This window comes from Flavobacterium sp. (assembly GCF_039595935.1).
Lineage (GTDB): Bacteria > Bacteroidota > Bacteroidia > Flavobacteriales > Flavobacteriaceae > Flavobacterium.
The window spans coordinates 20,790-33,083 of the sequence record NZ_JBCNKR010000008.1 but is presented as its reverse complement, the minus strand read 5'-3'; the positions used below and the strand labels follow the sequence as shown (position 1 = coordinate 33,083).

General features: G+C 33.0%; 10 protein-coding genes. 2 read left to right on the top strand and 8 right to left on the bottom strand.

Annotation, left to right across the window (positions count from 1 at the left end):
• On the top strand, positions 1–282 hold a 282-nt coding region (locus ABDW27_RS23905), incomplete at its 5' end, for a hypothetical protein (RefSeq protein ID WP_343698207.1).
• Between the two features lie 148 nt (positions 283–430).
• Here the strand turns inward: ABDW27_RS23905 and ABDW27_RS23900 are convergent.
• Positions 431–1,117, bottom strand: coding sequence for a zinc metallopeptidase (locus ABDW27_RS23900; RefSeq protein WP_073415822.1), 687 nt, complete (start codon positions 1,115–1,117; stop codon positions 431–433).
• A 133-nt stretch (positions 1,118–1,250) separates the two neighbouring features.
• Here ABDW27_RS23900 and ABDW27_RS23895 point away from each other — a divergent pair, with 133 nt between their 5' ends.
• Complete coding sequence (locus ABDW27_RS23895) at positions 1,251–2,225, top strand: integrase core domain-containing protein (protein WP_343695512.1); 975 nt, start codon at positions 1,251–1,253, stop codon at positions 2,223–2,225.
• A 38-nt stretch (positions 2,226–2,263) separates the two neighbouring features.
• On the opposite strand, the gene ABDW27_RS23890 is transcribed toward ABDW27_RS23895, so the two are convergent.
• The 7 genes from ABDW27_RS23890 to ABDW27_RS23860 form a co-directional block, all read right to left on the bottom strand.
• Positions 2,264–2,899, bottom strand: coding sequence for a response regulator transcription factor (locus ABDW27_RS23890; RefSeq protein WP_343698206.1), 636 nt, complete (start codon positions 2,897–2,899; stop codon positions 2,264–2,266).
• Positions 2,892–4,904, bottom strand: coding sequence for a sensor histidine kinase (locus ABDW27_RS23885; protein ID WP_343698205.1), 2,013 nt, complete (start codon positions 4,902–4,904; stop codon positions 2,892–2,894). The genes ABDW27_RS23890 and ABDW27_RS23885 overlap by 8 nt, the downstream gene beginning before the upstream one ends.
• A 444-nt stretch (positions 4,905–5,348) precedes the next feature.
• The gene (locus tag ABDW27_RS23880; RefSeq protein ID WP_343698204.1) at positions 5,349–5,945 is read right to left on the bottom strand and encodes a hypothetical protein; all 597 of its coding nucleotides are present in this window, start codon (positions 5,943–5,945) and stop codon (positions 5,349–5,351) included.
• Positions 5,932–6,405: a sigma-70 family RNA polymerase sigma factor gene (locus ABDW27_RS23875; RefSeq protein ID WP_343698203.1), complete on the bottom strand. Its 474-nt coding sequence runs from the start codon at positions 6,403–6,405 to the stop codon at positions 5,932–5,934. The genes ABDW27_RS23880 and ABDW27_RS23875 overlap by 14 nt, the downstream gene beginning before the upstream one ends.
• Position 6,406: 1 nt before the next feature.
• Positions 6,407–7,255 carry an alpha/beta hydrolase gene (locus tag ABDW27_RS23870; RefSeq protein WP_343698202.1) on the bottom strand — a complete coding sequence of 283 codons (849 nt, stop codon included), beginning with the start codon at positions 7,253–7,255 and terminating at the stop codon, positions 6,407–6,409.
• Between the two features lie 512 nt (positions 7,256–7,767).
• Positions 7,768–10,632 (bottom strand): leucine--tRNA ligase, encoded by a 2,865-nt coding sequence (gene leuS / locus ABDW27_RS23865; protein WP_343698201.1) that lies wholly within the window; start codon positions 10,630–10,632, stop codon positions 7,768–7,770.
• A 150-nt stretch (positions 10,633–10,782) separates the two neighbouring features.
• Entirely contained in the window at positions 10,783–12,291 is a 1,509-nt protein-coding gene (locus ABDW27_RS23860; RefSeq protein WP_343698200.1) for a hypothetical protein, read from the bottom strand.
• Between the last annotated feature and the right edge of the window lie 3 nt (positions 12,292–12,294).

Below are 12,294 nucleotides of genomic sequence, written 5' to 3'. Positions count from 1 at the left end.
CATGTTATAATGATAAAACTTCGAACCGAATTCAAAACTTTATTATTTTTCACCGTTTACATTTTAGTGTCAATATTAGGAGAAAAATCGGCTCCAAGCGGTCCATGTACTTCTGGCGCAGGCTTTTTATTGTTTTTACTTTTAATTCCGGTAAGCATTATCATGGCTTTGATTTTTTTGTTTAAATACTACAAATCAGAAAACAAAGAATATGTAAACTCGTTTTATATTATACTCGTAATTTGGACAATCATTTTTCTATTTGGATATTTCAACGATTAGCAAATGTGTCAATTTAATTTATTATTCTAAACTGGACTGAAGTCCAGTTTAATTTATACAGATATGCAAAAACAAAACCCGTCAGGTTTTAAAAACCTGACGGGTTTGCCATAAATTATCTAATTGACTAATTATCTCAATTAAAAAATTAATTCCTTCTGTTTCCCGCATAAATCGAGATATAGTACAGCAGCGTTGCGATAGAACCTAAAGCAGCTACAAGATAAGTTCTTGCTGCCCATTTTAAAGCATCTTTTGCTCCTGCTTGTTCTTCCTGCGTAAGCATGTGTTTGTTTTCAAGCCACGCCAAAGCCCTGTTACTTGCATCGTATTCTACCGGCAGTGTAATGATTGAGAATAATGTTGTAGCTGCAAAAACCACTATCCCGATTAATAATAATCCCGGAAAAACTTTAATCATCAAGATTCCTGCTAATAAAATCCATTGTACAAAATTTGAAGCGATACTCACAACCGGTACTAATGCAGATCGCATTGCCAGCCATTGGTAACCAATTGCATGCTGAACCGCGTGACCGCATTCGTGTGCCGCAACGGCTGCCGCTGCCGCATTTCGATGATTGTAAACGGCTTCGCTCAAATTAACTGTTTTGTCTGATGGATTGTAGTGATCTGTTAACTGACCCGGAGTCGAAATAACGCGAACGTCTGTGATTCCGTTATCAGCCAGCATTTTTTCAGCGATTTCTCTACCGCTCATTCCGTTTCGCAGCTGAAGTTTAGAATATAATTCAAATTTACTTTTAAGTTTTGCACTTACCATCCAGCTAAATAACATTATAGCTCCGGCAAGTATTAAATATCCAGGTCCCATAATTTTCTCTTTTTTTGATTGAATTTAAATTTACAAAACAAACAGCAAATTATGAACCATTTTAACAAAATGTCATTTTTGTAAAGGTTAGATATTTCGGTAACAAAATTTACCTTTAATAAATTTTGTTGCGATGAGAAATAACAGTCAGGATTCAACATTAGAGAGAAACTATTTAGAGAAGTATCGTTTTTTAATAAAAGAATATGAGCAAGTAAAAAACAAGACTCATCCGTTGCATAAAAAGGCGATGGATTTTTACAAGGCAAATGACACCTGCAGAAAAAGCTTCTTAAAGTATTATAACCGTTATAAGCAGAGCGGTAAGTCTTTGGATCTGCTTCCTCAGAAGCGTGGTCCAAAATACAAGACAAGACGTCCTCTGCCATTTATAGAACGAAAAGTAATTGAATTAAGGGAAAAAGGAAACAACAAATATGAAATTGTTAGTATCTTAAAGCCAAAATTAGGAAAAAACACACCTTCATATTCAGGAGTTTATAATATTTTAAAGCGTAATAAAATAAACAGGTTAACTCCGAAGATTAAAAAGAATCATCAAAAAATAATCAAGGAAAGAATGGGACAGCTTGGTCATATTGATTGTCATCACTTAAGCAAAAGCATCATAAAAGGAGAAAATCGAAAATTGTACTTAGTATGTATAATTGACGACTACAGCCGGATTGCCTGGGCAGAATTAATCCCAGACATCACTAGTTTAACGGTTATGTTTGCGTCATTAAAATGCTTAAACATCTTAAGCGATCATTATGAGATAAAATTTGAAGAGATTTTATCTGACAATGGACCTGAATTTGGAATCAAAACCAGCCAGCAGAAATATAACCATCCTTTTGAGAGAATGCTTATGGAATTGGGAATTGTTCACAGACATACAAAACCTTATAGACCACAGACAAACGGGAAGGTCGAACGCTTCTGGCGAACTCTTGAAGATGATCTGCTCAGAGAAACTGATTTTGATTCTTTGGAAGAACTAAAAGAAGAATTATTACAATATTTATATTACTATAATCACGAAAGGCCACATCAGGGAATTGATGGAAAAAAGCCAATCGAAATGATAAATCCGTTACCGAAATAAGTGACTTTTACAATTTTGACATTTTATAAGACAAAATTTCAATCCAGAAGATTATTTTTAAGCAAAAGCGTGATCAATTCGGCTACATTTTTTGTTTTGTATTTTTGAAGAATATTTCGTCTGTGTGTTTGTACGGTTAAAAAGCTCAGAAAAAGTTCATCTGCGATTTCCTGCGTTTGTTTTCCTTTTGAAAGCAAAACTGCTATATCTTTTTCTCTTCTGCTGAGACTTGGAACTACGTCTAAATCTTCAGATAATGGCTGGCTTACGATTGTTTTAACTTCATCGCTAAATACAATTTCACCATCGATCGCTTTGTAAATACAGTTTTTAAACTCATCAAAAGAAGCATTTTTTAAGATATAACCATTTCCGCCATTTCTGATAAACTGCATAACCAGGCTTCGTTCAGACTGGCTGCTCATCGCGATAATAATTACCTGTGGATATTTTTGTTTAACTGCTTTGCATAAATCAATTCCGGTAATAACGGGAAGAAAAATATCCATTAAAATTAAATCTACTTCGTTGTTTTCGATATAATCCAAAAGCGAAACTCCAGACTGCATTTTTTCTACAATCTGAACATTTTCTAAATCCGAAAGTAATCCTGCAATTCCCGAAATTACGATTGGATGGTCATCTACAACAACCATTTTATATTTTTTACTCATTTTTTTGATTTTCTTTAATTACAGTTAATTCAATATATGCCGATGTCCCCTGATTTATTTTACTTTCGATTTCTAGTTTTCCGTTCAAAAACTCCACACGGTTTTTTATGTTTTTCAAGCCCATTCCGTTTTTCTTTTCTGCATCAGAGACATCAAAACCAACTCCATTGTCTTCAACCGTAATAAAAAATACATCTTTATTTTGAGAACAGGAAACCAAAACCTGAGACGCTTGTGCATATTTTAAAGCATTATTCAACAGTTCCTGAATAATTCTGTAAACCATCATTTCGTCAGTTTTAGTTAGTTTCGATTTTTTAATCAAATATTGAAATTCAATTTTTGTTACGGTATTCGAATTCTTGGCGCACAAATCTCTCAAGGCATGCTCTAAACTTAACTCTAATAATGTTTCCGGCATTAAATTTTGCGAGATATTTCGAAGTTCTTTAATAGAATTATCCAAAAGAGCATCAACTCCGTTAACCGTTTCGGGATTTTCTTTTTTGGCGAGATTCAAATGAATTTTCAATCCCGAAAGCATACTTCCTAATCCGTCATGCAAATCTCTGGCAATTCTTTTTCTTTCGATTTCTTCTCCCTGAATTAAAGCTTTAGAAACAGAAAGTTTATGACGATTTTCATAAGCCATTAATTCTTGTTTGTGATTTATTTCTTTTTGAATGCTCAGTTTCTTTTGATTTTTAATGAAAATCCACAGAAACAAAGCCGTAACAAATAAAAGAAAAGACAACACAGCAAAAAGTACCGCATTCAGCCAGGTGTTATTAACCATTAAAGCCGCTTTTTCATTTTCCGACTGGAGCAGAGTAATTTTCTTCTCGTTTTCGGCCTTTTGATATTTGGCTTCAAGTTCTACAATTTCGGTTTTAAATTTTGTATTACTTAAACTATCGTTTATTACATTGTATTTATGCGAATAATAATAAGCCTTGTCATATTCTTTTGTGGCATTATAGACCTTTGCCATTTCATTGTAATAATTCTTTTTGTCAGCAACAATATTAGAGTTTTCTAAAAGATAATCGAGATTGGCTTTGGCTTTTTGATAATCTCTTAATCTAAAAAAAACTTCATATTCGGCAAATTTTAATTTGTTTATTGCAATTGTGTTGTTATGTTTTTCTGCTGATTTTATTCCTTTTTTATAACTCTCTAAGGCTTCACGAGTTTTATTTAGTTTCGCATAATAAAGCCCTTCTGAATAATAATAAGAATCATTTAAATTTGATTCCGGAAAATCTTTTAAAGTAAAAAATGCTTTATCTAATATTTTTCCGGCGTCATAATAATGTTTCAGCTCTATCAGATTTTCGGCTTTAATAATATACGTTTCCAGTTTAGACTCAGCCAGAGTTGGTGTTTTTTTAATGTTTCTTTCTATATATTTTTGGGCTTCATTCAAATATTCGTCGGCTTTTTCGCGTTCGCCGGTATTCATAAAAATAATAGCAACGGCTTTGTACAAATTGCTTATAAGTTCGTAATCCCGGCTTCTTTTAGCATTAGGAATCGCTTCGTTTATCAGGATTTGCATATAGCCCTTTTCATTATTTCTTTGCTGCAGCATAAGACCATAACTCTGCAGAATAATGGCACGGAGTTTAAATGCTTCGGTATTATAATATTTTTTCAGTCTGTTGTTGGCTTCGAGCAGTGTTTTTTCAAAACCATTAACATCGCCTTTCTCTAAAAAATTATAAGCATTATAATAAAGAGAAGCATCTATTAAAAAAGAATATTTTCTTTTGAGTTTATTCGCCTGCGCCAGATATTGTTTTGATTTTTGAACGTCATGTACCATTGAATACATTTTAGACAATCTAAAACTGTAAAGACTTTTTAAACTATCTGATTTTGTATTTTTCGTGACTTTGGCAATACTATCAATATAAACAGAATCGTCGTCGAGAGAAAGCATAACCTGAGAATATGTTACGACAGATAAAAATAAAAACAGGATAATAAAACAGCTTTTCTTCATAAAGTGGTATTTGCCCAAAAATATTAAATTAAAAACCTTCTGAAAAAGATTTATCACTCTTTTACCTGAAATCAGGTAATATAAAATGCCTTTTATCAGGTATTGCTCTCTCTTTAATAAGCAAGTAATTTTGTTGAAAAGGAAATATTAATTATTAAAGAATTTATTAAGAAGTCATTTTCTAACTCTGCGTTGTATTGACGCTTGCTTAAAGCAGCATCATGAAATGTAAATGGACATGGAGGCTTTTCGGGACAATCGCTTATCGGGAAAATTTACATTGGAGGAAAATTAGAAAATGAATAACAGCAATGGCAATAAGTAACGGAATTATTATTCTATTCTTTACGCCTTAGTCTTTCCACTATAAATTTTAGTAGTTAGAATTTAGATTTTTGTTTTTGGTAAAAGTAAAGCTTCGTATTAATTACGAAGCTTCTTTATTTATAGCTCTAGCTGATGACTAACTTCTTCAAACTTTTCTATCAAATTATTGATTTTGGCCTGCTGTTTTTTGATTTGTTTCGGGCGAATATAAAACCAGTTAAACGCCATCCAGAGCAAAGTGATTCCGTATGTTAATCCGGCGCCTAAAAGAGACATTCTGCTTGCGTATTCATACATATACAAACAAATCCCAACTGTAAGAGCAATAAAATAAAAACTCATCATTTTGGTCTGTAAAAACTGCTGTTTCTTTTTTATTAAAATGAGATTTTGCAAATATTCCTGATTGGTTTGTGTTGCTTCGATATTTTTATACGTTTTTAATAGTCTATTATAAATGAATAAATAAACCATCATTCCTAAAATTGTCAAAACGATTCCAATTTTAGTCGAAACAAACTGCGGCTGATAATAAATCCAGATAAAAATTATAAAAGCTGTTGTTACCAAAAGCAGAATATTGGTTATCCATAAACTTCTTAAAGCGACTTTTTTAAATTTATTTACTCTTGAAAATAAATCCTCCATATCGGGTAGACTTACGGATTGTTTTTTCCATAAATCCTTAAAATCTATATTGTTATCGTTGTCCATTTTCTTTAAATTTTTGAGTCAGTTTTTCTTTGATTCTGTGAATTTTCACTCTTACATTGGCTTCAGAAAGTCCGACGATTTTAGCAATTTCTGCTTGTTTAATATCTTCTAATTCTAATGAAATTATGATACGATCAGTTTCCGGAAGATCGGCAATACATTTGTATAAAAACTGAATCTGTGGTTCTAATGATATTTGTTTTTCTTCTGAAAGATGAATCGGTAATTCTGATTTTGGAAAACGCTTTTGTTTTTCAATCTGCCTCAGGCAATTATTGGAAGCAATCCTGAAAATCCAGGTTCCAATAGCAGATTCATTTCTAAAAGTTTCTAATTTCTGCCAGACAATTATAAACGTTTCCTGAGCCAAATCCTGAGCCGCATCATAATCATTCACAAATCCCATGCAGAGCCTAAAAATTCTATCCCAATATGTTTTGTAGATTTCTTCGAATTCCATCTTAAGATTTTAAAAAAGTGTTTAATTGTGCCAAATACCAGTCTTTGTCATCATACATAATAAAATGTAAACCTTTATTGGCGTATTGAAAATTGGATGTTTTCAAGTTTTTGTACTGTCCTTCGATTGCCGGTTTTAAATTTATAAAATAAGATTCTAATAAAATTAACGACGGACATTTTATCGCTGCGATTCTTTCTCTTAAATCAACATTAAAAAAATCACAATACATTTGTCCAAAAGTGGTTCGGTCAGATTTTACACTCCAGTTTACTACTGTTTCTAATTTTGATGAATCTTGCAAAAGTCTTGGCATCATTTGTTTCTGCATATCATAAAACTGGGTTTCATTCATAGCCGTCATTTGATTTACGGTTGCAGAACAATCGTTATTTTCTTTTGATTTAAAAGAAGGATCGCTCAAAGCCGCCAAACATGGAAGCGCATCAACCACAACAATTTTTCCAATTAAATCCGGATAATCAGAAGCAATTGCCAGTGCCAGTCCGCCGCCCATACTGTGACCGATTAAAACTGGTTTTTCGATTTTATTGTCTTTGATATAATTGGCGATTTCGGTTTTCCAATTTTCAAAAGATGGATTTGGCTGTGGTTTTACTCCGGCAAATCCAGCCATTGTTAGCGTATAACAAGTGAAATCTTTTTCGAAAGCTGCTTTGGTTTCATTCCAGACATCGCCGGAAGAAGCAAATCCGGGAATGAATATAATAGATTGTTTTCCTTTTCCGCTTTTAAGAACTTCAAATGGATATGATTTTGTTTGTGCAAAAACATTTAGACATAATGCTGAAAATAAGAATGCGATAATTAAGATGATATACTTTTTCATTTTTAATAGTTTTAAGTTGTTAATTAAATCGGATCCGTGCTTTTGATACGACAACTATTAAAATGTTACAACACTTTTAAAAATTTTTAATAATTAAATTCCAAATTCCAATGTTGGTGTGGGTTTGTAACGCAAAGAGCGCTAAGGTTTTTCGCAAAGTTTGGAAGTTTTTTATTTGTAATTTCGATGTTATCGATGAAGGTCGCAAAGGTTTTTTCGCCACGAATTATACGAATTGATTTTTATGTGAATTATACAGTCAACGTAAACAAAAAGCTAAGAAACTCCGCAAAACTGAGAAGCTTTGTGTTCTTGTGCTTTTGCAAGCAAAATAACCTTCCAAACTCTGCGAAAAACCTTAGCGCTCTTTGCGTTAAAAAAAACACCAGCATCTAAAACAAAATTCGTGATAATAGTGCAATTAGTGGCAAAAAAAATAAGCACAAAAAAAAATCCCAAACCCCAATCGTAAAATTGGAATTTGGAATTTTTATATTGAAATTTTAAAATAATTAACCGACTAGATTAATTATTTTTCCTGGAACAATAATCACTTTATTTGGTGTTCTGCCATCTAATTGTCTTTGTGTTCTTTCGTCTTTCATTACAATTTCTTCGATTTGTGCTGCGGTTAAATCCAAAGGCAATTCGATTGTGAAACGCATTTTTCCGTTGAAAGAAACCGGGTATTCTTTATTCGTTTCGATTAAATGTTTCTCATCAAAAATTGGGAAAGCAACTTCTGAAATTGAAGTTGTATGTCCTAATTGTGACCATAATTCTTCTGCGATATGAGGCGCGTATGGCGAAACCAAAATTGCTAATGGTTCTAAAATCGCTCTTGAATGACAGTTTTGAGAAGACAGTTCATTTACACAAATCATAAATTGAGAAACCGAAGTATTGAAAGAGAAATTCTCGATATCTTCTGCTACTTTTTTAATCGTTTTATGCAATGATTTTAAATTGTCTTTTGTTGGTTCGTCGTTGTTTACGATTAAACCGTTATCATCAAAATACAATCTCCATAATTTTTTCAAGAAACCAAATACACCAGAAATTCCGGCAGTATTCCAAGGTTTTGCCTGCTCTAAGGGGCCTAAGAACATTTCATATAAACGCAATGTATCAGCTCCATATTCTGCACAAATATCATCAGGAGTAACTACATTGTACTTTGATTTTGACATTTTTTCGACTTCGCGGCCTACAATGTATTTTCCGTTATCATCTAAAATAAATTCTGCATCAGCATAATCTTCTCTCCAGGCTTTAAATTTTGCAATATCTAATTCATCAGAAGAATTTACCATTGAAACATCAGCGTGAATTGGCTGTACTTTTTGATCTCCAATTTTATTTTTAGAAACAAAACTATTTGTTCCTTCAATTCTATAAACAAAACCACTAGTCCCCAAAATCATTCCCTGATTAATCAGTTTTTTGAATGGTTCTTCGGTTGGTGCAAAACCTTTGTCTTTTAAGAATTTGTTCCAGAAACGAGAATACAATAAGTGACCTGTTGCGTGTTCGCTTCCTCCAATGTATAAATCTACATTTTCCCAGTAAGTCAAAGCTTCTTTGCTCGCAAATTCATTTTCGTTGTGAGCATCCATATAACGCATCCAATACCATGAACTTCCCGCCCAACCTGGCATTGTGTTTAATTCTAAAGGAAAAACTGAAACATTGTCAACTAAATCGGTATTGACAACTTTATTTTGTTTTATATCCCAAGCCCAAACTGCTGCGTTTCCTAATGGTGGCAAACCGTCTTCTGTTGGTAAATATTTCTCAACTTCTGGCAAAATAATTGGCAAATGCTGTGTGTCAATCATTTTAGGCAATCCATTTACATAATAAACTGGGAATGGTTCTCCCCAATAACGCTGACGAGAGAAAACAGCATCACGTAAACGGTAATTTGTTTTACCTGTTCCCTGACCAATTTCTTCTAATTTTTCAATCGCTTTTTGAGTTCCTTTTTTATAATCTAATCCGTTTAAGAAATCAGAATTTGCGATTTCAACATTGTCTTTTGATCCATAAGCAGCTTCAGAAATATCAACATTTGCGAAGATATTTTTAATTTCCTGCATTCCGTTTTGACCTTTAAAGAAATTAGCAAAAGCATAATCTCTTTCGTCTCCGCAAGGAACCGCCATTACAGCACCAGTTCCGTAACCCGCCAAAACATAATCACCAATCCAAACCGGAATAGCTTCTTTTGTAAACGGATGTTCTGCATAAGCTCCTGTAAATACTCCGGAAATGGTTTTTACATCGGCCATACGTTCACGTTCAGAACGTTTTGCCGTTTTTTCGATATACGCTTCAACAGCTTCTTTTTGTTCTGGAGTTGTAATTTTAGCAACCAAATCATGTTCTGGTGCCAAAGTCATAAAAGTTACTCCAAAAATAGTATCAGGACGAGTAGTGAAAACTTCGATTACTTCATTATGATCTTTCACATTAAAAGTTACCAAAGCACCGACCGATTTCCCAATCCAGTTTCTTTGTGATTCTTTGATAGACTCGCTCCAGTCGATATCATTTAAACCTTGAAGTAAGCGTTCGGCATAAGCAGAAATTCGCATACTCCATTGTGTCATTTTTTTTCTTATAACAGGAAAACCTCCACGTTCTGAAACTCCGTTTACAATTTCGTCATTTGCCAAAACCGTTCCTAAGCCCGGACACCAGTTTACTTCCGTTTCTGCCAAATACGTCATTCTGTATTGTAGCAAGATTTTTTCTTTTTGATCTTCAGAATACGAATTCCATTCGTCAGCCGTGAAAATTTCAACATTATCGTCGCAAACTGCCTCAACTAATTTATTTCCTTCTTCTTCAAAAACTTCAACTAAAGTCGAAATATCAAATGCTTTTCCTTGTTTTCTGCAATACCAGGAATTGAATAACTGGATAAAAATCCATTGCGTATGTTTGTAATAATCTGGATTTGACGTACGTACTTCTCGTGCCCAGTCAAATGAAAACCCGATTTTATCTAACTGTTTTCTGTAACCTGCAATTTGTTTTCCTTCTTTGTCTACTCCCCCGTCAATATTTACGCGCGTTGTATCTTCCGGACGCTGTCCTGTCTGAATCGCATATTGTTCTGCAGGTAATCCGAAACTATCGTAACCCATTGGATGCAAAACATTGAAACCCTGATGTCTTTTGAAACGAGAATACACATCTGAAGCAATATAACCCAGCGGATGCCCAACGTGTAATCCTGCTCCAGACGGATAAGGAAACATGTCGAGAACGTAATGTTTCGGTTTTTCGGAGTTATTTTTTGCTGCAAAAGTTTGATTTTCTGCCCAATATTTTTGCCATTTGGCGTCAATTTCGTTTGGATTGTATTTCATTTTTTAAGGTTCAAAGTTGCAAAGAGACAAAGTTACAAAGCTTTACCTCTTTAAATTATGGCGCAAATTTACATTTATTGTATGAAACATAAAACTTTAGGTCTTATTAACTTTTATAAATAAAAATTGCAATTAAAATCGTTTCATTTCCTATTTATTGAGTTTTTCAAATTCTTCTTTGGTTACTTTTTTACTTTGAAAATAATAGATCTCTTCTTTCGTATTTGTTTTACTGCTGTAAACGGTTGTTAGCCCATGCCATTTTCCATCTTTTAGATGTTTTATCACATATCCGCCATCAGCATTATAGTTAGCATTAATTATTTGCTCTCCTTTTTCATTATATTCTATTTCTGTGTCAAGATATAATTTATTATCTCTGCTCGTATTATAAGTCTTGTGAGTCCCTTTTGGATTTCCATTCTCTCCCCACTTATTCTCACAAAGTAATTTTTTCTCTTCATCAAAATATCTAACTGCAATTCTTCTCCCGTCTTTTCTAAAATCAGTTTCTGTAAACACCAATCCTTTCGGGTAATATTGTTTTTCGTTTTTTCTGATATCATTTTCATACAAGGCTTCTGTCTTTAAGACTCCTGTTTTTTGCTCAAAATACTGCGATATTCCGTTTCTTTTACCCTCATGATATTCTGTCGATTCAGTAAGAATTCCATTTCTAAACTCTTTAGCCGTTCCTTCCAGTTTATCATTTACATATTGCTTTTCATCACTTAAAACTCCTGATCTTTCGTAATCTTTCCATACACCAGTTTTCAATCCTTCTTGGTCATAATATTCTTCAGAAAAAAGTGTATTATCTTCTCCATAATACTTGTGTGCACCTACTCTATTACCAAAACGATATTCATTTTTAAAATGAAATTCTCCATTCAATTTATAATATTCAACAAAACCGTTTATATCACCCAAATAATATGGAGTTTTCCTAATTAATTTTCCTGTAATCGGATTATATTCTTTGAATTCACCATTGAAGACTTTTTCCTGTGAAATAGAAAATTCCGAAACCAACTTATCATCCACAAATCGTTTTACGAGTCCTTTTTTCAAATCATTTGGATAAAAGTACACCTCATTTTCACAAGAGACTTTTAGATCTCCTTTTATGTTTCCTTCCGTATAATTGCCTTCAATAGTAATATCCTTACGTCTTGGAATAATAAATCTTCGCAAGCCGTCTTTGAGATTGTTTTTATAATTGGTTTCTAAAATAAGATTTCCTCTTTCATTATAAACTTTCGCAATTCCGTTTGCTTTTCCGTTTTTAAATTCTATTTGCTGAAAAATCAAGCCTTTTTCTCGATAAATGGTTTTAAGACCGTCTAGCAAACCATTTTTATAGTGAGATTCTGAAAACTTTTGACCGTTAATCAATATTTCAACGACGGTACTTTCTTTCTCTTTGTTTATAAGATATTTGACATTGGCCTTCTTATTTAATTTTTGAAGATTTACTATATCAGAAAGTTTATTTGGAAAATCGGCTGGATTAGCTTCCCATTCTGAATAGAAAAAAACATCAGCTTCTTTTAATTCTGGCATTTCACTTCCAAAACGTACATTATGTGTAGAATATCTTGTTTGCGAAAAAACCAAAGTATGCAACAGGATAAAAAATATATTTAGTAGCTTTTTCATTTT